Genomic DNA, 23,757 nt, shown 5'->3' with positions numbered 1-23,757 from the left:
CCCTCGCAGACCGGGATCGACGCCTTCCCCGCTCCGCGCCTCACTCCCGCCGCCTGTGCCCCAAGCCACTCCGCGCCTCACTCCCGCTGCTCACCCCCCAATGCCGCTCCACGCCTCCACACCCGCTACCGCACCCCCCAATGCCGCCCCCACCTCACCCCCGCTGCCCATACTCCCGAAGCCGCTCCCCCACCTCCCTCAACTGCTCCTCCGACAGCAGTGACGGCGAACGGCCCGGCACGGAGGACGCCGTCAGCCACAGTCGGCACATCCACTCCAGCTGGGCCGTGCGGTCGTAGGCCTGGGGCAGGGTCGTGCCGTAGGTGATGGTGCCGTGGTTCTGGAGGAGGCAGCCGGAGCGGTCGGACAGGGCGCGGAGCATGTTCTCGGCCAACTCGTCGGTGCCGTACGTCGCATAGGGGGCGACCCGGACGGGCCCGCCGAGCGCGGCGGCCATGTAGTGGATCAGCGGGAGTTCCGGGACGAGCGTGGAGACGGCGGTGGCGTGCACGGCGTGGGTGTGGACGACGGCGCGGGCGTCGGTGGTGCGGTAGACGGCGAGGTGCATGGGCAGTTCGCTGGTCGGTACGAGCGTGCCGCGCACTTGGCGCCCGTCGAGGTCGACGCCGGTCATGTCGTCCGGCGTGAGCCGGTCGTAGGGGACGCCCGACGGAGTGACGAGGATCGTGTCCCCGACGCGTACGGAGACATTGCCGGACGTCCCGACGACCAGTCCGTCGGCCACGGTCCGGCGGGCCGTGGCCACGAGCTGCTCCCAGGCCCGGGCCTCCTCGTCGGGCACACCGCTCCCCCGGTACTCCGGCGCATCCTGAGCGCCTGTGGAGACGCCCCGGGCATCCCGCTGATCCCGCTGTTCCCACCGCTGTTCAGCCATGCCGCGATCCTGCCAGTCGGCCCCCGGCGCGTCCCGGCGCGGGCGCACTGTAGGGGGGAACCGGCACCTCCGGCAGGGCGCAGATCACCCTTCGTCCCCTTCTGCTCCCGCTTGGCCGGAGATCGATGAGCATTCAACGATCTTCCACTACGCTCTCGGTGGATTTGTCATGCACGTCGCCATTTCGGGGGGAAACATGGCTCGTGACCACAAACCGTCCCGCCGTCGCGGCCGCATCCTCGCGGCCTCGGTGGCGGCGCTCACGATAGGGGGGACCGCGCTGGCCGAGGTTCCGGCCGCCGCGGCGAGCAAGCCGAAGGGACACGATGTCTCGTCGCACCAGAAGAACGTCGACTGGCAGCAGGCGAGGGCGAAGGGCGCGCGGTTCGTCTACGTCAAGGCGACCGAGTCCACCACCTACCGCAACCCACAGTTCGGCCGGCAGTACAGCGGCGCGCGGAACGCGGGGCTGATCCGTGGGGCGTACCACTTCGCCCTGCCGAACAAGTCGTCGGGCAAGACCCAGGCGGCATACTTCGTCCGCAACGGCGGCGACTGGCAGCCGGACGGCTGGACGCTGCCGCCCGCGCTCGACATCGAGTACAACCCGTACGACAAGAAGAAGAAGTGCTACGGCCTGAGCAAGGCGACGATGGTCGCCTGGATCAAGGCCTTCAGCGACGAGGTGAAGCGGCGCACCGGCCGCCGTCCGGTGATCTACACCACCACCCACTGGTGGAACACCTGCACGGGCGGCAGCCGCGCCTTCGGGCGCGACCACGCCCTGTGGATCGCGCGGTACGACTCGGCGACGGCGGGCACACTGCCCGCGGGGTGGTCGTTGTGGACCTTCTGGCAGTACGACAACAGCGGCAGCCTGCCGGGTGACCAGAATCTCTTCAACGGGTCGATGACCCAGCTGAAGCGGTTCGCGAAGGGCGCCTAGCCGTACGGGGTGGGGGCCCGGCGGTGGGGCACGGGGGCCGTCGATTCCGGGGGGTACGGCGGCCCCCACCTAAGGACACTCGGAAGCCCCCCTCAGTTCACCTTTCGTTCACCTGGGTTACCTACGGTCGTCCAGCCAATGACCTCGAACGATTGCCTGGGTAAATGGAAGGCATCTCGCTGATCCTCGCGATTGTGGTGGTAACCGCACTCGCGTTCGATTTCACGAACGGTTTCCACGACACCGCGAACGCGATGGCCACCACCATCTCGACGGGTGCCCTCCGACCCAAGGTCGCGGTGGCCATGTCCGCCGTCCTCAACCTGGTCGGCGCCTTCCTGTCCGTGGAGGTCGCGAACACGATCTCCAAGGGCCTGGTCGACGAGAGCGGCATCCGTCCCGAGGTCATCTTCGCCGCCCTGGTCGGCGCGATCCTTTGGAACCTGCTGACCTGGCTCGTCGGCCTGCCGTCCTCCTCCTCGCACGCCCTGATGGGCGGCCTGATCGGCGCCACCGTCGCCTCGGCCGGCGTCGGCGCGGTGCACGGCGACGTGCTCGTCACCAAGGTCCTGATCCCGGCGATCGCGGCCCCGCTGGTCGCGGGCGTCGCGGCGATGATCGCGACCCGGCTGACGTACAGGCTCGGCAGGAAGGCCGACGGCAAGGCGGCCGCGAAGGGCTACCGCGCCGGCCAGATCTCCTCCGCGGGCCTGGTCTCCCTGGCCCACGGCACCAACGACGCGCAGAAGACCATGGGCATCATCACCCTCGCCCTGGTCGCCGGCGGCACCCTCGCCCCCGACTCCGACCCGCCCATGTGGGTCATCCTCTCCGCGGGCCTGGCCATCGCGCTCGGCACCTACCTCGGCGGCTGGCGCATCATCCGCACCATGGGCAAGGGCCTGACCGACCTCCAGCCGCAGCAGGGCTTCGCCGCCCAGACCAGCGCGGCCACGGCCATCCTGGCCTCCTCCCACCTCGGCTTCTCCCTGTCCACCACCCACGTCGTCTCCGGCTCGGTGATGGGCGCGGGCCTCGGCCGCAAGGGCGGTGTGGTCCGCTGGTCGACGGCGACCCGGATGTTCGCCGCCTGGGGTCTGACGCTCCCGGCCGCCGCGCTGGTCGGCGCGATCGCCGAGTGGGTGACCGGCTTCGGCCCCTGGGGCACCGCCCTCGTCGCCGTCTTCCTGGTCGGCTCCAGCGCCGCGATCTGGAAGATCTCCCGCCGCGAGGTCGTGGACCACACGAACGTCAACGACACGGACGAGGAACCGGCCGGCGTGGTGACGGCGGCGATGGCCGCGGTGACGCCGCCCCCGGCCGGCACGCCGGTGGACGACCTCGCCGCCACGATCCCCGCACCGAAGACGGCCGCGGAGCCGACGCCCTCTCAGGCCACCGTCTGAGCACCCGGTTACTGAAGGAAGCAGCAGCAGATGAAGATCGACTGGGCGGCCCTCGGCTCCGTCTTCGGCGTCAGCCTCGTGGTCACGGTGGCCCTGGTGGGCCTGTTCACCCTCGGCATCACCGGCCTGTCGCGGCGCGAACGCGCGGCGCAGCAGGGCGAGTCGGCGGCGCTGGCGGTGACCGGCGCGTACGCCGCGTTCGCAGCTTGCGCGGCGGCTGTGGGATACGGGATCTATCTGATCGTGGCCTGACGGCCGTCGGCGACCCGCGCCCTGCACGATGCCCCCAACGAGGGCTCGGGCAGGGCGCTTCGGCGTGCGCCGGTGATGGGGACGCGCACCTGTGCGGGACCAGTGCCGCACGTGTCGTGTGGGCCTCAGCACACTTGCCCCGCCGCAGGTCAACGGCAAGTTGACGGCTGTTCCGGCCCCGTGGTGGACTTCCGGGGCCATGTACGGCGGCAAGAGAGGAAGCCGGTGCGAATCCGGCGCGGTCCCGCCACTGTGACCGGGGAAGGAACTCCCCGGGAGCCAGGAACTCTCACCGCCGGTCTCGTCGAACCAGGGCGTGGACACCCTGAGTGAGGACATAACGCGATGCTCGGCTGCCCAGTGAGGTCCAGAACCAGGTCTCTGCCCGACCCTGCGGCCGGCTGAGCCCGATGCGTGCCGATCGCGTTTTCGCGTACGGCGCCGCCGCCGGCCTCATCGGCGACCTGATCCTCGGCGATCCGCGCCGCGGACATCCGGTCGCCGCGTTCGGGCGGGCCGCCGCCGCTGTGGAACGGGTGTTGTGGCGCGACCACCGCGCGTGGGGTGCGGCGCACACCGCCGTGTGCGCCGGTGGCGCCGTCGCGCTCGGCGCCCTCGCCCACAGGGTCGTACGGTCCTCCCCCGCCGCCTCCGTCGCCCTCACCGGACTCGCCACCTGGGCCGTCGTCGGGGGGACTTCGCTGGCCCGGGAGGCGCGCGCCGTCGGGCGTGCCCTGGAGGCGGGGGACGTCGAGGGGGCGCGGGCTCGGCTGCCGCATCTGTGCGGGCGGGATCCGCAGGCGCTGGACGCCGACGGGATCGCCCGGGCCGTGGTCGAGTCGGTGGCCGAGAACACCTCCGACGCGGTGGTCGGAGCACTGGTGTGGGGGGCCGTCGGCGGGGTGCCCGGGTTGGTCGGGTTCCGGGCCGTCAACACGCTGGACGCCATGGTCGGGCACAAGTCGCCCAAGTACCGGCGATACGGCTGGGCCTCCGCTCGGCTCGACGACCTCGCCGGGTGGCCGGGGGCTCGGCTGACCGCCGTGCTGGCCGCCCTCGCCGGACCGGATCCGCGCGCGGCCGTACGGGCCTGGCGCGAGGACGCCGGCCGGCATCCCAGCCCCAACGCCGGGCCTGTGGAGGCCTCGTTCGCGGGGGCGCTGGGGGTGCGGCTGGGCGGGACCCTGTCGTACGGAGGGCGGGTCGAGCACCGGCCTGTGCTCAACGGCCGAGGGCGTGCGGTCGGGGTCGCCGACATCGAGCGGGCCGTACGGCTCTCCCGGCGCGTCGGCCGGCTCGCGCTCGGCGTGTGCGCGGGCGCGGCCGCAGGCGCACGGATGCTGAAGAAGGGGCGTACGTCATGAGCGGGGGACTGCTGGTCGCCGGTACCACCTCCGACGCCGGTAAGAGTGTCGTCACCGCCGGGATCTGTCGCTGGCTGGTGCGGCAGGGGGTGAAGGTCGCGCCGTTCAAGGCGCAGAACATGTCGCTGAATTCGTTCGTCACCCGGGAGGGTGCCGAGATCGGGCGGGCGCAGGCCATGCAGGCGCAGGCGTGCCGTGTGGAGCCGACCGCGCTGATGAATCCCGTGCTGCTCAAGCCGGGTGGGGAGCAGAGCAGCCAGGTGGTGCTGCTGGGCAAGCCGGTCGGTGAGATGAGTGCGCGCGGATATCACGGGGGGCGGCAGCAGCGGCTCCTCGGCACCGTGCTCGACTGTCTTGCCGAACTGCGGGGCACGTATGACGCGGTGATCTGTGAGGGGGCAGGCAGCCCGGCCGAGATCAATCTGCGCCGGACCGACATCGTGAACATGGGCATCGCCCGGGGCGCCCGGCTCCCCGTGCTCGTCGTCGGCGACATCGACCGCGGCGGGGTCTTCGCCTCCTTCTACGGGACCGTGGCGCTGCTGTCGCCGGAGGACCAGGAGTTCGTCGCCGGGTTCCTCGTCAACAAGTTCCGTGGGGATGTCTCCCTGCTGGAACCGGGGCTGGACATGCTCCAGTCGCTCACCGGGCGGCGGACGTACGGTGTGCTGCCGTACCGGCACGGGCTCGGGATCGACGAGGAGGACGGACTGCGCGTCTCAATGCGCGGGACCGTCCGGGAGTCCGTCGTCGCGCCGCCCGTCGGTGAGGACGTGCTGCGCGTCGCCGTGTGTGCCGTACCGCTGATGTCGAACTTCACGGACGTCGACGCCCTCGCCGCCGAACCCGGTGTCGTGGTGCGGTTCGTGGACCGGCCGGAGGAGCTGGCGGACGCGGATCTGGTGGTGATTCCGGGGACGCGCGGGACCGTACGGGCGCTGGAGTGGCTGCGCGAGCGGGGGCTCGCGGCGGCCATCGCCCGCAGAGCCGCCGAGCACAGGCCCGTGCTCGGGATCTGCGGCGGCTTCCAGATCCTCGGCGAGCACATCGAGGACGACGTGGAGAGCCGGCGCGGGCATGTCGACGGCCTCGGGGTCCTGCCCGTCCGGGTGCGGTTCGCCCGGGAGAAGACCCTCACCCGGCCCGTCGGCGAGGCCCTCGGGGAGCGCGTCGAGGGTTACGAGATCCACCACGGGGTCGCCGACATATCAGGGGGCGAGCCCTTCCTGGACGGCTGCCGGGTCGGGCAGACCTGGGGCACGCACTGGCACGGCTCGCTGGAGTCGGACGCTTTCCGGCGGGCCTTCCTGCGCGAGGTGGCCGCCGCCGCGGGCCGCCGCTTCGTGCCCGCGCCCGGCACCTCCTTCGCCGCGCTCCGCGAGGAGCAGCTCGACCGGCTCGGCGACCTGATCGAACAGCACGCGGACACGGACGCGCTGTGGCGGCTCATCGAGTCCGGCGCGCCGCAAGGACTGCCTTTCATTCCACCGGGAGCGCCCGCATGAGCACTGTGTTGTTGTTGTCGACCGCCGACACCGATCTGCTGGCGGCCCGTGCCTCCGGCGCCCCCTACCGGATCGGCAACCCGACCCGCGTCGACGTCGACAGCGAGCTGCCCGCGCTGATCGACGGCGCGGACCTCGCCGTCGTACGACTGCTGGGCGGCAAGCGGGCCTGGGAGGACGGGCTGGCGAGGCTCAAGTCCTCGGGGATCCCGACCGTGTTGCTCGGCGGCGAGGCCGTGCCGGACGCCGAGCTGATGGCGGAGTCGTCCGTGCCCGCCGGTGTCGTGGCGGAGGCGCTGCGCTACCTCGTCGAGGGCGGGCCCGCCAACCTCACCGAGCTGGCGCGGTTCCTGTCGGACACCGTGCTGCTGACGGGTGAGGGGTTCGTCGAGCCGCAGAAGATGCCGGAGTACGGCGTCCATGGCTCCCGTGCCCTCGAAGAGGGCCGTCCGACCGTGGGCGTGCTGTTCTACCGGGCCCATGAGCTCAGCGGCAACACCGCCTTCGTCGACACCTTGTGCGACGCGATTGAGGCGCGGGGTGCCAACGCCCTGCCTGTGTACTGCGGTTCGCTGCGTGGCGCGGACGCCGGGCTGTACGAAATCCTCATGCGGGCCGACGCCCTGGTCGCCACCGTCCTCGCGGCGGGCGGCACGCACGCCTCGCACGCCTCGGCGGGTGGCGACGAGGAGGCGTGGGACATCGGGCAGCTCGCCGAGCTCAACGTCCCGGTGCTGCAAGGCCTGTGCCTCACCTCCTCGCGAGCCGCCTGGGACGAGTCGGACGCCGCCCTGTCCCCCATGGACGCGGCGATGCAGGTCGCGATCCCGGAGTTCGACGGGCGGCTGATCACCGTGCCGTTCTCGTTCAAGGAGCAGGGACCGGACGACGTGCCCGTGTACGTCGCCGACCCGGAGCGGGCGGCGCGGGTGGCCGGGATCGCCGTACGGCATGCGCGGCTGAAGCACAAGCCGAACGCCGAGAAGAAGCTCGCGCTGGTCTTCACCGCCTACCCGACCAAGCACTCGCGCGTCGGCAACGCGGTCGGCCTCGACACGCCCGCGTCGGCGGTGCGAGTCCTGGACGCACTCAAGCAGGCCGGGTATGGGCTGACCGAATACCCCGACAACGGCGACGAGTTGATCCACCGGCTCATCGCGGCGGGTGGGCACGATGTCGAGTGGCTGACCGAGGAGCAATTGGCTGCCGCGCCCGCGCGCGTGCCGCTGGCCGACTACCGGGCGTGGTTCGACAGGCTCGACCCGGAACTCAAGGAGGCGATGACCGAGGCGTGGGGCGAGCCGCCGGGGTCGCTGTACGTCGACGGCGACGACATCGTCCTCGCCTCCCTCCAGTTCGGGAACGTCGTCGTGATGATCCAGCCGCCGCGCGGCTTCGGCGAGAACCCGATCGCGATCTACCACGACCCGGACATGCCGCCGTCCCACCACTACATGGCGGCATACCGGTGGCTCGAAAACTCCTTCGGCGCTGACGCCATCGTGCACATGGGCAAGCACGGCACGATGGAGTGGCTGCCGGGCAAGGGGCTGGGGCTGTCGCGCGGCTGTGCCCCGGACGCGGTCCTCGGGGACCTGCCCCTGATCTACCCGTTCATCGTCAACGACCCCGGCGAGGGCACCCAGGCCAAGCGGCGCGGGCACGCCACGGTGGTCGACCACCTGGTCCCGCCGATGGCGCGGGCGGACACGTACGGCGATCTGGCCAAGCTGGAGCAGCTGCTCGACGAGTACGCGCTCGTGTCCGACCTGGACCCGGCGAAGGCCCCTGCGGTCCGCGCGCAGATCTGGACCCTCGTCAAGGCCGCCGAGCTGCACCACGACCTGCATGTGAACGAGCAGCCGGACGACGACGAGTTCGACGAGTTCGTGATGCACATCGACGGCTATCTGTGCGAGATCAAGGACGTGCAGATCCGGGACGGGCTGCACATCCTGGGCGGCGGGCCGGTGGGTGAGCCGCGCGTGAACCTCGTCCTCGCCGTGCTGCGGGCCTCGCAGGTGTGGGGCGGGCAGGCGAACGCACTGCCGGGACTGCGGGCCTCGCTGGCCGCGCACTTCGGACTCGACGAGAAGGAGTTGCTCGCCGAGCCGGGCGCGGCCGTGAAGGTGCCGGTCGAGCTGACGGAACTTGTCGAGGGTCCGTCTCGTACGGCCGCCGACGCGATCGATCTGCTGGAGCAGCTGTGCCGACGGATCGCCGAGAGCATGGAGGCCCGCGGCTGGGTGGCGTCCGAGAGCACTGCCCTCGTACGGGAGGTGTTCGGCACCGACCTGCCGGACGCCGTCGCCGTCCTCACCTTCGCCTGCACCGAGGTCGTACCGCGCCTCGCCCGCACCAGCGACGAGATCGGCCACATCCTCAAGGCCCTGGACGGCGGTTACGTCCCGGCGGGCCCGTCGGGTTCGCCGACCCGTGGCCTGGTCAACGTCCTGCCGACCGGCCGGAACTTCTACTCCGTCGACCCCAAGGCGATTCCCTCCCGGCTGAGTTGGGAGGTCGGGCAGTCGCTGGCGGACTCGCTGGTGCAGCGCTACCTCGCCGACAACGGGGAGTACCCGAAGTCCGTGGGCCTCACGGTCTGGGGTACGTCGGCCATGCGCACCCAGGGCGACGACATCGCCGAGATCCTCGCGCTGCTGGGCTGCCGCCCGGTGTGGGACGACGCCTCGCGCCGGGTGACCGGCTTCGAGGTGATCCCCCTGGCCGAGCTGGGCCGACCGCGCATCGACGTCACGGTCCGCATCTCCGGCTTCTTCCGGGACGCGTTCCCGCATGTCGTCGGGCTGATCGACGACGCGGTGCGGGCGGTGGCCGAGCTGGACGAACCGGCCGAGTCCAATTACGTACGGGCGCACGTGGAGCAGGACGCCGCCGAGCACGGTGACCGGCGGCGGGCGACGGCTCGTATCTTCGGGTCGAAGCCGGGGGCGTACGGTGCCGGGCTGCTGCCGCTGATCGACGCCCGGAACTGGCGTTCCGACGCCGACCTCGCCGAGGTGTACGCCGTCTGGGGCGGCTACGCGTACGGGCGCGGGCTCGACGGGCGGGCGGCGCGCGGGGACATGGAGACGGCGTTCAAGCGGATCGCGGTCGCCGCGAAGAATGTCGACACGCGCGAGCACGACCTCGTCGACGCCGACGACTACTTCCAGTACCACGGCGGCATGATCGCCATGGTCCGGCATCTCACGGGCGCCTCCCCCGAGGCGTACGTCGGTGACTCGGCCACCCCCGACCAGGTCAAGACCCGCACCCTCGGTGAGGAGACCCACCGGGTCTTCCGCGCCCGCGTGGTCAACCCGCGCTGGATGGCGGCGATGCGACGGCACGGCTACAAGGGCGCCTTCGAGATGGCGGCCACCGTCGACTACCTCTTCGGTTACGACGCCACCGCCGGGGTCGTCGACGACTGGATGTACGAGAAGCTCAGCGCCGAGTACGTCTTCGACCCGGAGAACCGGGACTTCATGAAGAAGTCCAACCCGTGGGCGCTGCGCGGTATCACCGAGCGGCTGCTGGAGGCCGCCGACCGGGGGCTGTGGGCGGAGCCGGACGCGGAGACGCTTGAGCGGCTGCGCGCCACGTACCTGGAGCTGGAAGGCGACTTGGAGGGCGACGACAAGTGACCACCCCGTTTCCGTTCACGGCCGTCGTCGGCCAGGACGATCTGCGGCTCGCGCTGCTGCTGAACGCCGTGTCGCCGGCGGTCGGCGGTGTGCTGGTGCGCGGTGAGAAGGGCACGGCCAAGTCGACGGCGGTGCGGGCGCTGTCGGCGCTGCTGCCGGAGGTCGCCGTGGTGCCCGGGTGCCGGTTCTCCTGTGACCCGGCCGCTCCCGATCCCGCGTGCCCGGACGGGCCTCACGAGGCCGACCCCGGGATGCACAGGCCTGCGCGCATGGTCGAACTCCCCGTCGGCGCCTCCGAGGACCGGCTCGTCGGTGCGCTCGACATCGAGCGGGCGCTCGCCGAGGGCGTGAAGGCCTTCGAGCCCGGGCTGCTCGCCGACGCGCACCGCGGGATCCTCTACGTCGACGAGGTCAACCTCCTCCACGACCACCTCGTCGACCTGCTGCTGGACGCGGCCGCGATGGGGGCCTCGTACGTCGAGCGGGAGGGCGTCTCCGTACGGCATGCCGCCCGTTTCCTGCTCGTCGGGACCATGAACCCGGAGGAGGGCGAACTGCGGCCGCAGCTGCTCGACCGGTTCGGGCTGACCGTCGAGGTCGCGGCCTCACGGGAGCCCGACCAGCGGGTGGAGGTCGTACGCAGGCGGCTCGCGTACGACGACGATCCGGCCGGGTTCGCGGCGCGCTGGGCGGACGAGGAAGCCGTTGTACGCCAACGCATTGCCGCCGCACGGGAGTTGTTGCCGTCCGTGCGGCTGGGCGACGGGGCGTTGCGGCAGATCGCGGCGACCTGTGCGGCCTTCGAGGTGGACGGCATGCGCGCCGACATCGTGATGGCGCGCACCGCCACGGCGCTGGCCGCGTGGGCGGGCCGGACCGATGTGCTGGCGGAGGATGTGCGGCAGGCCGCGCTGCTGGCGCTGCCGCACCGGCGCCGGCGCAATCCCTTCGACGCACCGGGGCTCGACGAGGACAAGCTGGACGAGACGCTGGAGCAGTTCGGCGGCGACGAGGATCCGGATCCCGGCGGCCCGGACGGGCCCGATGGTGGGGGTGGCGGTGAGCCGACACCCGGCGACGGGCCGCAGGGCGGGGACGCGGCTGCGCGGCCCGAGTCCGGTGAGGGCGATCAGCTGCCCGGTGGAAGCGGCGAGCAGTCCTCCGTACGGGCTGCGGAGCCGTTTCGGATCAAGGCGCTGAGCGTGCCCGGGATCGGTGAGGGTGCCGCCGGGCGGCGTTCGCGGGCGCGGACCGAGCACGGGCGGACGACGGGCGCCCGGCGGCCGCGGGGCGCCCTGACCAAGTTGCATCTGGCAGCGACCGTGCAGGCCGCGGCCCCGCATCAGCGGGCGCGGGGGCGTTCCGGGCCGGGGCTGGTCGTGCGCAGGGACGATCTGCGGCAGGCGACTCGGGAGGGGCGCGAGGGGAATCTCGTGCTGTTCGTCGTCGACGCCTCCGGGTCCATGGCGGCTCGGCAGCGGATGAGTGCCGTGAAGGGGGCCGTGCTGTCGCTGCTGCTGGACGCCTATCAGCGGCGGGACAAGGTGGGGTTGGTGACCTTCCGGGGTGCCGGTGCCGAGGTCGCGCTGCCGCCGACCTCGTCCGTGGACGCGGCGGCGGCTCGACTGGAGTCGTTGCCGACAGGGGGTCGTACGCCGCTCGCGGCGGGCCTGCTGCGGGCGCATGACGTGCTGCGTGTGGAGCGGTTGCGGGATCCGGCGCGGCGGGCGCTGGTCGTGGTGGTGACCGATGGGCGGGCCACCGGTGGTCCGGAGCCGGTCGTGCTGGCCGGGCGGGCGGCTCGGTTGTTCGCCGCCGAGGGGGTCGCCTCGGTGGTCGTGGACTGTGAGTCGGGGCCCGTGCGGCTGGGGCTCGCGGGGCAGCTCGCGGGTGAGCTGGGTGGTACGGCGGTGACGCTGGACGAGTTGCGGGCCGACTCGATCGCCGGGCTGGTGAAGGACGTACAGAGGAGGGCCGCGTAATGCCTCAGGGACAGCCGAGTGTCGTACCGGACGACGGTTTGACGACCCGTCAGCGACGGAACCGACCGCTCGTCGTCGTGCACACCGGGGTCGGGAAGGGCAAGTCCACCGCCGCCTTCGGGCTGGCGCTGCGGGCCTGGAACCAGGGGTGGCCCATCGGGGTGTTCCAGTTCGTCAAGTCGGCGAAGTGGAAGGTCGGCGAGGAGCGGGCGCTGCGGGTGCTCGGGGACTCCGGTGAGGGCGGGACCGTCGCCTGGCACAAGATGGGCGAAGGGTGGTCCTGGGTCCAGCGGGATTCCCAGATGGACAACGAGGAGAAGGCCCGGGAGGGCTGGGAACAGGTCAAGCGGGACCTGGCCGCCGAGACGTATCAGCTGTACGTGCTCGACGAGTTCGCCTATCCCATGCACTGGGGGTGGGTGGACGTCGACGAGGTCGTGTCCGTGCTGCGGGACCGGCCCGGGACCCAGCATGTGGTGATCACCGGGCGGAACGCGCCCGAGAAGCTGGTGGACTTCGCCGATCTCGTGACCGACATGTCCAAGGTCAAGCATCCGATGGACGTCGGGCAGAAGGGGCAGAGGGGCATCGAGTGGTGACGTCCTCCGTCCCTCGGCTGGTCATCGCCGCGCCCGCTTCCGGGAGCGGGAAGACCACCGTCGCCACGGGGTTGATGGCCGCGTTCGCCGCGCGGGGGCTCGCCGTGTCTGCGCACAAGGTCGGGCCGGACTACATCGACCCCGGGTATCACGCGCTCGCGACCGGGCGGGTGGGGCGGAACCTCGACCCGTATCTGTGCGGGCCGGAGCTGATCGGGCCGCTGTTCGCGCATGGGGCGCGCGGGTGCGATGTCGCTGTCGTCGAGGGTGTGATGGGGCTGTACGACGGGGCCGCGGGGGAGGGTGAGCTGGCGTCCACGGCTCATGTGGCGAAGCTGTTGCGGGCGCCGGTGGTGCTGGTCGTCGACGCGTCGTCGCAGTCGCGGTCGGTGGCGGCGCTGGTGCACGGGTTTGTGTCGTGGGATCCGGAGGTGTGGGTCGGGGGCGTGATCCTGAACAAGGTCGCGTCGGATCGGCATGAGGAGCTGTTGCGGGGGGCGTTGGAGTCGGTCGGGGTGCCGGTGCTGGGGGTGCTGCGGCGGGTGGCTCAGGTTCAGACGCCGTCGCGGCATCTGGGGCTGGTGCCTGTTGCCGAGCGGGGGGCTGCCGCCGTGGAGGCGGTCGCGGCGATGGCTGCGCAGGTGGAGGCCGGGTGCGATCTGGAGGGGTTGCTGGGGCTGGCGCGTGGTGCGGGGGCGTTGTCTTGTGCGGCTTGGGATGCGGGTGAGGTCCTGGATTCCTCGCCCCCGCCGCCCCTACCCTTCCCGTCCTCCAGGGGCTCCGCCCCTTCGACCCCGCCAGGGGGCTCCGCCCCCTGGACCCCCGGTCGGCCTGAATGGCCTCGTCCTCAAACGCCGGACGGGCTGGTTGTTGCCGTCGCCGGTGGAGAGGCGTTCACCTTCTCCTACGCCGAGCATGCCGAGCTGCTTGCCGCTGCCGGGGCCGAGGTCGTCGTATTTGATCCGTTGCGGGACGAAGAGCTGCCCGAAGGTACGAGCGGGCTGGTCATCGGGGGCGGGTTCCCCGAGGTGTATGCCGGGGAGTTGTCGGCCAACGAGGCGCTGCGCAAGGCCGTTGCCGCGCTCGCGGAGCGGGGTGCGCCCGTGGCGGCGGAGTGTGCCGGTCTGCTCTACCTCTGCCGGGAGTTGGACGGGCAGCCGATGTGCGGGGTGCTTGATGTGTCCGCGCGGATGTCGGAGCGGCTCACCCTCGGCTACCGGGACGCCGTCGCCGTGAGTGACAGTGTGCTCGCGGGGGCGGGGACGCGGATGCGGGGGCATGAATTTCATCGGACCGTCGTCGAGCCGGGGGCCGGGGCGGCACCCGCCTGGGGCATGCGGGCGCCGGTCCGGCGGGTCGAAGGTTTCGTACAGCAGGGCGTGCACGCGAGTTATCTGCACACGCACTGGGCGTCCGAGCCCGGTGTCGCCCGTCGGTTCGTGGAGAGGTGCCGGACGTCATGAGCAGCAGGCTGATCGGAGTGGGCGTCGGGCCGGGCGATCCGGAGCTGGTGACCGTGAAGGGCGTCAACGCCCTGCGCGCCGCCGAGATCGTGGTCGTACCGGTGATGGACACCGGGGAGCGCGGGCGCGCCGAGGCGACCGTGCTGCACTACGTGCCCGAGGAGAAGGTCATCCGGGTGGTGTTCGCGCTGAACGAGCGCACCGACCGGGCTCGGCGTGAGGCGGCGTGGGACGCGGCGGGTGAGCGCGTCGCCGGGTTGCTGCGGCAGCACGGCTCCGTCGCCTTCGCGACCATCGGGGACCCGAACGTGTACTCCACGTTCACCTATCTCGCCCAGACCGTCACCGAGCTGGTCCCGGGCACCGTCGTCGAGACCGTGCCCGGCATCACCGCCATGCAGGACCTCGCCGCGCGGTCGGGTGCCGTGCTGACGGAGGGGACCGAGCCGCTCACGCTGGTGCCGGTGACCGCCGGGGCCGCCGTGCTGAAGGACGCGCTGAACGGGCCCGGGACCGTCGTCGCCTACAAGTTCGGGCGGCAGGCCGGTGAGGTCGCGGAGGCGCTGCGCGAGAGCGGGCGGATCGAAGGGGCGGTGTGGGGATCGGCGCTGGGACTGCCGGAGGAGTCCATCCGGCCCGCCGGTGAGCTCGACGGGGCGCCGCTGCCGTACCTCTCCACGCTCATCGCCCCCGCGCGGCGCGACGGCGGACGGGGCGGGAAGCTGTGACGTCCAGGAGATGGGCTGCAACGCCCAGGCGATCACTCGGCGATGCCCACCACCACCCACATGAACGCCGCTCCCCCGATGGTGCACAGCAGCGTCGGCCCGGCGGGGTGTTTGTGGTGGGCCTCGGGGAGGATCTCGGCGGCGGCCAGGTAGAGCAGTGCTCCGCCGAACAGGCCGAGGTAGCCGCCGAGTACCGGCTCCGGGATGCTGACCAGCAGGGTGCTCGCCGCGCCCACGACCGGGGCCACGGCGTCCGCGAAGAGCATCGCGATCGCCCGGCGGCGGGCGTTGCCGTACAGGGTCGTGATCGTGAAGGTGTTGAAGCCGTCCGCGAAGTCATGGGCGACGACGGCCACCGCGACCGCCACGCCCATGCCCTCGCCGATCTGGAACGCCGCGCCGATCGCCACGCCGTCCATGGCGCTGTGCACGACCATCGCCCCGGCGGCGGTCAGGCCCACCTCGGGCGTGCGGTGGTGCTCGTCGCCGCCGTGTGCGGCCAGCAGACGTTCCACCAGATGGGCGAAGAGGAAACCGGTCACGAACAGCAGCAGGGCCGCGGGTACGCCGAACACCTCCGTGCCCGCTGCGTCCAGCGCCTCCGGCAGCAGGTCCAGGCCGACCACGCCCAGCATCAGGCCGCCGGCCAGGCCCAGCACGAGGTGACGGCGGTCCGTCACGCGCTGTGCCGTCCAGCCACCCGCCAGCGTCATCAGGAACGCGCCCAGCGCGACGAAGACCGCCATGTGCCCTTGCTATCCGATCAGAGCGCGGTCGTGCACATCCGGCCGCACGCGCGTTGACATCCGTAGGAGAGGATCCGAACCCATGGCCGAAGCCCCCACCGGCAAGGTGACCTTCGTCGGTGCCGGCCCCGGCGCCGCCGATCTGCTGACGTTCCGTGCCGCGCGCGCCATCGCCGAGGCCGACGTCGTGATCTGGGCGGCGAGCCTGGTCCAGGCGGAGGTCCTGCAACACGCGAGCGAGGGCGCCGAGATCCTCGACTCGGCGACGATGTCGCTGGAGGACGTCGTCGCCGTGTACCGAAAAGCGCACGCCGATGGGCTGAAAGTCGCCCGCATCCACTCCGGGGACCCGGCGCTGTGGGGCGGTACGCAGGAGCAGCTCGACCGGTGTGCCGAGATCGGCATCGCGACCGAGGTGGTGCCCGGCGTCTCCTCCTTCTCCGCCGTCGCCGCCCTCGCCCAACGCGAGCTGACGATCCCGGAGGTGGCGCAGTCCGTCGTGCTCACCCGGCTCGGCGGCGGCAAGACGCCGATGCCCCCCGGGGAGGAGGTGCGCGAGTTCGCCCGGCACGGCACCACCATGGCCGTCTTCCTGTCGGCGGCCCGCAGTGGGCAGTTGGTGCGGGAGCTGCTGGAGGGCGGCTATCCGACGACCACGCCGGTCGTCGTCGCGTACCAGGCGACCTGGCCGGAGGAGCTGGTCGTGAAGTGCACGATCGGGACGCTGGAGGAGACGGTGAAGGAGCACAAGCTCTGGAAGCACACCCTCTTCCTGGTCGGCCCGGCCCTCGACGCGCACGGCACCCGCTCGCACCTGTACCACCCCGGCCACTTCCACGGCTACCGCAAGGCCGACCCCGAGGCCCGCCGTGCCCTGCGGGAGCGGGGTGCGAGCACATGATCAGGGTCGTCGGTACGGGGACGGGGGCGCCGTTGCCGGACGATGTGGCCGCCGGCGCGGAACTCGTCGTCGGCGGGCGGCGCCATCTGGAGGCGGTACGGCTGCCGGAGACGGCCGAGCGGGTCGTGCTCGGGCCGCTGGCGCCCGCCCTCGACACCATCGCGGAGTACGTCGAGAAGGACCGGCCGGTCGTGGTGCTGGCGTCGGGGGATCCCGGGTTCTTCGGGATCGTGCGGGCGCTCGCCGAGCGGTTCGGGGCGGAGCGGCTGGACGTCCGGGCGGGTGTCTCGTCCGTGGCCGCCGCGTTCGCGCGCGTCGGGCTGCCGTGGGACGACGCGGTGGTGGTCAGCGCGCACGGGCGGGAGCTGCGCACGGCGGTGAACGTGTGCCGGGCGCGCCCGAAAGTCGCCGTGCTGACCGGGCCGGGCTCCGGTCCGGCGGAGCTGGGCGCGGCGCTGGCGGACAGCGAGCGCGTCCTCGTGGTCGCCTCCGCGCTGGGTGATCCGGCGCGGGAACGGGTGGAGCGGGTGACGCCCGCCGAGGCCGCGGCACAGGACTGGGGTTCGGCGGTGAGTGTCGTGCTGTGCCTGGACGAGCGGCGGGCGCTCGGGGCCGTACGGACCGTCGCGGGTCCTGCCGAGGGGCCCGCCGGGTGGGCGCTGGACGAGGGCGCGTTCACGCACCGGGACTCGATGATCACCAAGTTCGAGGTGCGGGCGCTGGCCCTGGCCCGGCTCGGGCCGCGCCTCGGTGATCTGGTCTGGGATGTCGGGGCGGGGTCCGGTTCGGTGGCCGTCGAGTGTGCGCGGCTGGGCGCCGCGGTCGTCGCCGTGGAGAAGGCGGCGGACGGTGTGGAGCGGATCCGGGCCAACGCCGGGGCGCACGGCGTCGACGTACGGGTGGTGCACGGGGAGGCGCCCGAGGCGCTGGCCGGACTCGACGATCCCGACGCGGTGTTCGTCGGGGGCGGAGGGCGTGAGCTGCCCGCCGTCGTCACCGAGTGCGCGCGGCGGGCGCGGCGGACAGTGGTCGTCGCCCTCGCCGCGCTGGACCGGGTGCCGGGGGTGCGCGAGGCGCTCACCGACGCCGGGTTCGACTGTGACGGGGTGCTGTTGCAGTCGTCGCGGCTCGCGCCGCTGCCGGGGGAAGTGACCCGGCTGGCGGCCACCAACCCTGTTTTTCTGCTGTGGGGCGTCCGGCCCCCGGCTCATAGCGAAGGAGTCGCTCAGTGATCGGCCTCATCTCCGCCACGGCGGCGGGAGCGGCGGCGCGGGACCGGCTGGCCGCGGCGTGGCCGGAGCGGACGCGGGTGTACGAGGGTCCCGTGGGGGACGCCGTGCGGGCCGCGTTCGGGGAGTGCGAGCAGCTGGTGTGTTTCCTGGCCACGGGTGCCGTGGTGCGGCTGGTCGCCCCGCTGCTGGGCGACAAGGTGTCCGATCCCGGGGTGGTCTGCGTCGACGAGGGGGGCCGGTTCGCGGTGTCCCTGGTGGGCGGGCACGGCGGTGGCGCCAATGAACTCGCCCGAGAGGTGGGCGAGTTGCTGGGCGCCGAGCCCGTGGTGACCACGGCGACGGACTCCGTCGGGATGGCGGGCCTGGACACGCTGGGCCTGCCCGTGGAGGGTGACGTGGCCGCCGTGTCCCGCGCCCTGCTGGACGGCGAACCGGTCGCCCTGCGCGTCGAGTCGGCGTGGCCGCTGCCCGCGCTGCCGGTCGTGGCGGACGGCTCGTACACCGTCCGCGTCACCGATCGTGCCGTGCAGCCCGCGGCACACGAGGTCGTCCTCCGCCCGCCGTCCCTGGTCGTCGGCGTCGGCGCGTCCAAGGGCGCCCCCGTCGACGAGGTCCTCGCGCTGATCGAGGACGCCTTGCGCGAGGCGGGCCTGTCCCCTCGTAGCATCGCCGAACTCGCCACCATCGACGCCAAGGCCGAGGAACCCGGGATCGTCGCCGCAGCCGAGCGCCTCGGTGTGCCACTCGTGACCCACTCGGCCGAGCGGCTGGCGGCCGTGACGGTCCCCAACCCCTCCGACGCGCCCCTCGCCGCCGTCGGCACCCCGTCCGTCGCGGAGGCGTCGGCGCTGATCAGCTGTGGTGAACTCGTCGTCCCCAAGCGGAAGTCGGCGATGGCGACCTGTGCGGTCGTACGGCGGCCCGCGCGCGGCCGGCTCGCGGTGGTCGGGCTCGGGCCCGGAGCCCGCGATCTGCTCACCCCGCGTGCCAAGGCGGAGCTGCGCCGCGCCTCCGTGCTCGTCGGCCTCGACCAGTACGTCGACCAGATCCGCGATCTGCTGCGCCCCGGCACCCGGATCCTCCAGTCCGGGCTGGGCGCCGAGGAGGAGCGGGCGCGGACGGCGGTCGAGGAGGCGCGCAAGGGGCAGGCCGTCGCGCTGATCGGCAGCGGCGACGCGGGCGTGTACGCGATGGCCTCACCGGCGCTGGCGGAGGCGAGCGACGACATCGACGTCGTGGGCGTCCCCGGAGTCACCGCCGCGCTCGCGGCCGGTGCGATCCTCGGCGCGCCGCTCGGGCACGACCACGTGTCGATCAGCCTGTCGGACCTGCACACGCCGTGGGAGGTCATCGAACGGCGGGTGCGGGCGGCGGCCGAGGCGGACATCGTCGTGACGTTCTACAACCCGCGCAGCCGGGGCCGCGACTGGCAGCTGCCCAAGGCGCTGGCGATCCTCGCCGAGCACCGCGCGCCGACGACGCCCGTCGGTGTCGTACGCAACGCCTCCCGGCCGGACGAGTCCAGCAGGCTGACGACCCTGACCGCACTCGACCCGGCGACGGTCGACATGATGACCGTCGTGACCGTGGGCAACACGGCCACCCGGGAGATCGCGGGGCGCATGGTGACGCCGCGCGGCTACCGCTGGCAGCAGGAGGAGGCCCGGTGAACCGTGTGGTCCACCCCATCGAGCAGGAGTCGTTCCGGCGGCTGCGCGCCCGACTGGACACCTCGCACTTCCCGCCGCTCACGCGGGCGGTGGTGGAGCGGGTGATCCACTCCGCCGCCGACCTCGCCTACGCGACCGACCTCGTCATGGAGGAGGGCGAGTTGTCTTCGGCGCATGCCGCGCTGCACTCCGGCGCCCCCGTCGTCGTGGACGTCGAGATGGTCGCGGCCGGGATCACCCGGCGCGACACGGTCTGCCGGCTGAAGGACGCCAAGTCCGGGCCGGGGCTGACGCGTTCGGCGCACGCCGTGCGGCTGGCGTACGAGGACGTCGGTCCCGGCGCGATCTGGGTGATCGGCTGTGCCCCGACCGCGCTGGAGGAACTGCTGACCCTGGACGCCGACCCCGCGTTGGTGATCGGGCTGCCCGTCGGTTTCGTCGGTGCGGCCGAGTCCAAGGCGGCCCTGCGGGAGAGCGGACTGCCCGCCGTGAGCAACGTGTCCGAGAAGGGCGGTTCGGCGGTCGCCGCGGCCGCGCTCAACGCCCTGCTGTACCACCCGACGTCGTACGAGGAGAAACCGTGACCACCCCGCCGCCCGCCCTGCTCATCGCCGGCCACGGCACCCGGGACGACGCCGGAGCCGAGGCGTTCCGCGACTTCGTACGGGAGCTGGGGCGCCGCCACCCCGACCTGCCCGTCGCGGGCGGCTTCATCGAGCTGTCCCCGCCGCCGCTGGGCGACGCCGTCACCGAGCTGGTGGAGCGGGGCGTGCGCCGCTTCGCCGCCGTGCCGCTGATGCTGGTGTCCGCCGGGCACGCCAAGGGCGACATCCCGGCCGCGCTGGCCCGCGAGAAGGAGCGGCACCCCGGGATCTCGTACACCTACGGCCGCCCGCTGGGCCCGCATCCCGCGCTGCTGTCGGTGCTGGAGCGGCGGCTGGACGAGGCGCTCGGCACCGAGGGGCGCAGGCCCGGGGACCGTGCCGATGTGACCGTGCTGCTGGTCGGGCGGGGGTCCACCGACCCCGACGCCAACGCTGAGGTGCACAAGGCCGCCCGGCTGCTGTGGGAGGGGCGCGGGTACGCCGGGGTCGAGACGGCGTTCGTGTCGCTGGCGGCGCCGGACGTGCCGAGCGGGCTGGACCGGTGTGTGCGGCTGGGCGCGCGCCGGATCGTCGTCCTGCCGTACTTCCTCTTCACCGGCATCCTGCCGGACCGGGTGCGGCTGCAGACCGAGGGCTGGGCGGCTGCGCACCCCGAGGTCGAGGTGCGCTCGGCGGACGTCATCGGTCCGGAGCCGGAGCTGCTCGATCTGGTGATGGAGCGGTACGAGGAGGCCGTGCGGGGCGATCTGCGGATGAACTGCGACTCGTGCGTGTACCGCATCGCGCTGCCCGGGTTCGAGGACAAGGTGGGCGCGCCGCAGCAGCCGCACTACCACCCCGACGACGAGGGCCACCACCACGGGCACCACCATCACCACCACGGCACGCACTCCCATGCCCACTGACGGGCACGATCTGCGGCATCACGGCGACGCCGAGGTCCGCGACGACGGCGCGGCACTGGTCGACCTCGCCGTGAACGTCCGCGCGGACACTCCCCCGGCCTGGCTGCAGGAGGTGATCGCCGACTCGCTGGCCGGGCTGGCCGCCTATCCGGACGGTCGGCGCGCGCGGGCCGCGGTGGCGGCACGGCACGGGGTCGGCGTGGAGCGGGTGCTGCTGACGGCGGGCGCCGCCGAGGCGTTCGTGCTGCTGGCGCGGGCGCTGAAGGTACGGCAACCCGTCGTCGTCCACCCGCAGTTCACCGAGCCGGAGGCCGCGCTGCGGGACGCGGGGCACACCGTCGACCGGGTGCTGCTGCGCGAGGAGGACGGCTTCCGGCTGGATCCGGCGGCCGTACCGGAGGACGCCGACCTGGTGGTGATCGGCAACCCGACGAACCCGACGTCGGTACTGCACCCGGCGGCCGCCATCGCCCAACTTGCCCGTCCCGGGCGGACGTTGGTCGTGGACGAGGCGTTCATGGACGCCGTGCCGGGTGAGCGGGAGGCGCTGGCCGGGCGGACGGACATCCCCGGGCTGGTCGTGCTGCGCAGCCTGACGAAGACATGGGGTCTGGCCGGGCTGCGGATCGGGTACGTCCTCGCGTCCCCGGAGACCATCGCGGACCTGGAACGCGCTCAGCCGCTGTGGCCCGTCTCCACACCCGCGCTGGCCGCCGCCGAGTCCTGCGTGGGGCCACAGGCATTGGCGGAGGCGGCCCACGCCGCCCACCGCGTCGCCGCCGACCGGGCCCATCTCGTCGCCGGGCTGTCACGGATCGCCGGGCTGCGGGTCGTCGAACCGGCCGAGGGCCCCTTCGTCCTCGTACGGCTGCCCGGAGCCGCCGCCGTCCGCAGGCGACTGCGCGATCTGGGGTTCGCGGTCCGGCGCGGGGACACCTTCCCGGGACTGGACGAGGAGTGGCTGCGGCTGGCGGTGCGGGACCGGGCGACGGTCAACTCGTTCCTCCGGGCGCTTGAGACGGCGCTGACACCGGCGGACCGCTGATCCGCTCGCGGGTGCCGTCCGGGAAGCGGATCTCTACGGTGCCGTCGGCGCCGACGGTGGCGCGCGTACCCGAGGTCACGGTCACAGGGTCCAGGTCCGGGTCGGCACTCAGCACCACCAGGGTGACCAGCAGGCGGGCGCCCGCGCCCCGTTGGAGGCAGGGCGTCGCGGAGTGGTGACCGACGGCGTTGGTGCCGACGGCATGGGCGACGGTGCCCTCGATGTCACCCCAGCCGTGCAGGCCGACGACAGCACTGGTCAGCCCGTCGGCACGGCGAGCCAGCGCCCACCCGGGCCCGGTGTGACCGGTGGGCGGCATGCCATCGTCGGCAACCGCCCAACCGCCTTCCCGCACCGGCGAGTCGGCGCACGGATCGAGCCTGTGCACCCGCACCTCGAACGGCCCGTGCACCACACTCACCGTCTCGATCCGCCGCCCCTCCCCCGCACGGTGCCAGGACGCAGCGCGGCGGCCCTCGACGCCGAGCGGGTGAATACGGCCACGGGGGGAAGGGGTGCCGTCCGGGGCGAGCAGTGCGATGTGGTTGTCCGGACCCGGCCCCGGAGTCTCCGGCGCGGCGGCGCTGGCGTAGGCGAACTTGGCGTAGTGGGGACTGTCCACGTCGGTCGCGGGCGGCGGCGGGAGACGGTCACTGCCGTGGTTGACGAGCCGTACGATCCCGTCGGCGGCGGTGGAGTGCAGCAACCAGCCGGGGGCGGGCAACGGGAGACAGACGTCCGTGGTGTCGACGGGGGCGGGCTCTTCCGGCGCCGTCCACACCGGATGGTCGGTGGGCAGCAGCAGACCGAGGAAGGCCTTGCTCGCCCAGTAGGGGGAGGCGGGGCCCGAGTAGCGCTGGGTCACCCCGAGGAAGGGCCGGTACCAGCCGAGGGTGAGCAGTCCGCGCTCGTCGGGGACGCCGCGCTCGGCGAAGTGCTTCAGGGCACCCGAGGCGAGGCGGCGGGTGCGGCCGGGCGGCAGCGGGGTGGCGTCGGCGAGGGCGCCCGCCCACAGGGGGGCGGTGGTCGCGAAACGGTAGGTGAGGGAGCGGCCGTGGTGGACGGGGGCGCCGTCGGAGCTGAAGAAGTGCTGGTGGGCGGCGAGGAAGGTACGCAGTCTTGCTCGATGCCGAGCCACCGTTTGCCGGTCCGCACGGGGCCCGGCGATCCGGGCCCAAAGAACCGGATACAGGTGCAGCGCCCAGGCGTTGTAGTAGTCGAACTTCCGGCCGTCCCCGTCGGTGTACCAGCCGTCGCCCCGGTACCAGTCGTCCAGGCGCGCGAGCCCGGCGTCGATCTCGGCGCGGCTGTGCGGGGCGCCGACCGAGGCGAGGAACTCCTCGGTGATGACCTGGAACAGCCGCCAGTTGGAGTCGTTGGCACGAGCGCCGACAAATCCACCGAGCCAGTCGGTGACCTGTTCGCGTACGCGGTCGTCGAGTTGGTCCCACAGCCAGGGACGGGACTCGTGCAGCGCGATGGCGACGGACGCGGCCTCGACCATCGGCTGGGCACGGTCGGTGATGGGCGGCCAGCGCTCGTCCCCGTGCGGATCGGTACCGGCGGCGAGCCCGACGGCGTACCGCTCGACGAGCTCCGGCCCGACGCGCCCGTGCGCGCCCGCGATACGAAAGGCGGCGAGCAGAAAGGACCGCGCATAGCCTTCCAGCCCATCGGACCAGGCCCCCGAGTGACTGGGCGGCCCGGGCAGCCGGTACTGGGCGAACTTGGGCGAGGCGTAGGGCAGCAACCCATCAAGCAACCGGTCGGCCATGGCCTCCCAGTGGACGCGGGTCCACCCGGTGATGGGCGATACGTCGGTCATACGGGGTCAGTTCCTCCGTCAGTCGGGGCTCGGTACAG

At 72.7% G+C, this 23,757-nt stretch carries 19 protein-coding genes and 1 riboswitch; of the genes, 16 read left to right on the top strand and 3 right to left on the bottom strand.

Going from position 1 to position 23,757, the window contains the following annotated elements; translation table 11 throughout:
* Nucleotides 1-154: 154 nt before the first annotated feature.
* Nucleotides 155-895, bottom strand: coding sequence for a class II aldolase/adducin family protein (locus SSP24_RS09895; protein ID WP_141309032.1), 741 nt, complete (start codon nucleotides 893-895; stop codon nucleotides 155-157).
* Nucleotides 896-1,091: 196 nt separating this feature from the next.
* Between SSP24_RS09895 and SSP24_RS09890 the strand changes: the two genes are divergently transcribed.
* The 10 genes from SSP24_RS09890 (at nucleotide 1,092) to cobI (ending at nucleotide 14,790) form a co-directional block, all read left to right on the top strand.
* Entirely contained in the window at nucleotides 1,092-1,841 is a 750-nt protein-coding gene (locus tag SSP24_RS09890; protein ID WP_141309030.1) for a lysozyme, read from the top strand.
* A 164-nt stretch (nucleotides 1,842-2,005) separates the two neighbouring features.
* Nucleotides 2,006-3,247 carry an inorganic phosphate transporter gene (locus tag SSP24_RS09885; RefSeq protein WP_141309028.1) on the top strand — a complete coding sequence of 414 codons (1,242 nt, stop codon included), beginning with the start codon at nucleotides 2,006-2,008 and terminating at the stop codon, nucleotides 3,245-3,247.
* 30 nt (nucleotides 3,248-3,277) lie between these two features.
* Nucleotides 3,278-3,499 (top strand): hypothetical protein, encoded by a 222-nt coding sequence (locus SSP24_RS09880; protein ID WP_141309026.1) that lies wholly within the window; start codon nucleotides 3,278-3,280, stop codon nucleotides 3,497-3,499.
* 167 nt (nucleotides 3,500-3,666) lie between these two features.
* Nucleotides 3,667-3,807, top strand: a riboswitch (cobalamin riboswitch).
* A 102-nt stretch (nucleotides 3,808-3,909) separates the two neighbouring features.
* Nucleotides 3,910-4,863, top strand: a complete 954-nt coding sequence (locus tag SSP24_RS09875) for a cobalamin biosynthesis protein (RefSeq protein ID WP_141309024.1) — start codon at nucleotides 3,910-3,912, stop codon at nucleotides 4,861-4,863.
* Nucleotides 4,860-6,368, top strand: a complete 1,509-nt coding sequence (locus SSP24_RS09870; RefSeq protein ID WP_141309022.1) for a cobyric acid synthase — start codon at nucleotides 4,860-4,862, stop codon at nucleotides 6,366-6,368. The genes SSP24_RS09875 and SSP24_RS09870 overlap by 4 nt, the downstream gene beginning before the upstream one ends.
* On the top strand, nucleotides 6,365-10,018 hold the full coding sequence (cobN, locus tag SSP24_RS09865) for a cobaltochelatase subunit CobN (RefSeq protein ID WP_141309020.1): 3,654 nt from the start codon (nucleotides 6,365-6,367) through the stop codon (nucleotides 10,016-10,018). The genes SSP24_RS09870 and cobN overlap by 4 nt, the downstream gene beginning before the upstream one ends.
* Nucleotides 10,015-12,000: a putative cobaltochelatase gene (locus tag SSP24_RS09860; RefSeq protein ID WP_141309018.1), complete on the top strand. Its 1,986-nt coding sequence runs from the start codon at nucleotides 10,015-10,017 to the stop codon at nucleotides 11,998-12,000. Before cobN ends, SSP24_RS09860 begins: the two co-directional genes overlap by 4 nt.
* Nucleotides 12,000-12,599: a cob(I)yrinic acid a,c-diamide adenosyltransferase gene (gene cobO, locus SSP24_RS09855; protein WP_141309016.1), complete on the top strand. Its 600-nt coding sequence runs from the start codon at nucleotides 12,000-12,002 to the stop codon at nucleotides 12,597-12,599. The genes SSP24_RS09860 and cobO overlap by 1 nt, the downstream gene beginning before the upstream one ends.
* Nucleotides 12,596-14,062, top strand: coding sequence for a cobyrinic acid a,c-diamide synthase CobB (locus SSP24_RS09850; RefSeq protein ID WP_141309014.1), 1,467 nt, complete (start codon nucleotides 12,596-12,598; stop codon nucleotides 14,060-14,062). The genes cobO and SSP24_RS09850 overlap by 4 nt, the downstream gene beginning before the upstream one ends.
* A complete protein-coding gene (cobI, locus tag SSP24_RS09845) occupies nucleotides 14,059-14,790 on the top strand; it encodes a precorrin-2 C(20)-methyltransferase (RefSeq protein ID WP_141309012.1) in 732 nt (243 codons plus the stop codon). The genes SSP24_RS09850 and cobI overlap by 4 nt, the downstream gene beginning before the upstream one ends.
* Nucleotides 14,791-14,822: 32 nt before the next feature.
* On the opposite strand, the gene SSP24_RS09840 is transcribed toward cobI, so the two are convergent.
* Nucleotides 14,823-15,536 (bottom strand): ZIP family metal transporter, encoded by a 714-nt coding sequence (locus SSP24_RS09840; protein ID WP_141309010.1) that lies wholly within the window; start codon nucleotides 15,534-15,536, stop codon nucleotides 14,823-14,825.
* An 82-nt stretch (nucleotides 15,537-15,618) separates the two neighbouring features.
* Between SSP24_RS09840 and cobM the strand changes: the two genes are divergently transcribed.
* Genes cobM through cobC form a run of 6 tightly spaced genes read left to right on the top strand, consistent with a single transcriptional unit; the run spans nucleotide 15,619 to nucleotide 21,894 of the window.
* Nucleotides 15,619-16,437: a precorrin-4 C(11)-methyltransferase gene (cobM, locus tag SSP24_RS09835; RefSeq protein WP_141309008.1), complete on the top strand. Its 819-nt coding sequence runs from the start codon at nucleotides 15,619-15,621 to the stop codon at nucleotides 16,435-16,437.
* Entirely contained in the window at nucleotides 16,434-17,669 is a 1,236-nt protein-coding gene (cbiE, locus tag SSP24_RS09830) for a precorrin-6y C5,15-methyltransferase (decarboxylating) subunit CbiE (protein ID WP_141309006.1), read from the top strand. The genes cobM and cbiE overlap by 4 nt, the downstream gene beginning before the upstream one ends.
* A complete protein-coding gene (gene cobJ / locus SSP24_RS09825) occupies nucleotides 17,666-19,339 on the top strand; it encodes a precorrin-3B C(17)-methyltransferase (RefSeq protein WP_141309004.1) in 1,674 nt (557 codons plus the stop codon). The genes cbiE and cobJ overlap by 4 nt, the downstream gene beginning before the upstream one ends.
* Nucleotides 19,336-19,923: a precorrin-8X methylmutase gene (locus SSP24_RS09820; RefSeq protein WP_141309002.1), complete on the top strand. Its 588-nt coding sequence runs from the start codon at nucleotides 19,336-19,338 to the stop codon at nucleotides 19,921-19,923. Before cobJ ends, SSP24_RS09820 begins: the two co-directional genes overlap by 4 nt.
* Nucleotides 19,920-20,849 (top strand): sirohydrochlorin chelatase, encoded by a 930-nt coding sequence (locus SSP24_RS09815; protein ID WP_141309000.1) that lies wholly within the window; start codon nucleotides 19,920-19,922, stop codon nucleotides 20,847-20,849. The genes SSP24_RS09820 and SSP24_RS09815 overlap by 4 nt, the downstream gene beginning before the upstream one ends.
* Complete coding sequence (gene cobC, locus SSP24_RS09810; RefSeq protein WP_141308998.1) at nucleotides 20,839-21,894, top strand: Rv2231c family histidinol phosphate aminotransferase CobC; 1,056 nt, start codon at nucleotides 20,839-20,841, stop codon at nucleotides 21,892-21,894. The genes SSP24_RS09815 and cobC overlap by 11 nt, the downstream gene beginning before the upstream one ends.
* Here the strand turns inward: cobC and SSP24_RS09805 are convergent.
* The gene (locus SSP24_RS09805) at nucleotides 21,842-23,719 is read right to left on the bottom strand and encodes a DUF2264 domain-containing protein (protein ID WP_141308996.1); all 1,878 of its coding nucleotides are present in this window, start codon (nucleotides 23,717-23,719) and stop codon (nucleotides 21,842-21,844) included. The two genes, cobC and SSP24_RS09805, sit on opposite strands and share 53 nt — an antisense overlap.
* Nucleotides 23,720-23,757 lie beyond the last annotated feature (38 nt).

It is taken from the genome of Streptomyces spinoverrucosus (genome assembly GCF_006539505.1).
Lineage (GTDB): Bacteria > Actinomycetota > Actinomycetes > Streptomycetales > Streptomycetaceae > Streptomyces > Streptomyces spinoverrucosus.
Note: the sequence above shows the minus strand (reverse complement) of the source record. Positions and strands in the feature narration are given on the sequence as shown.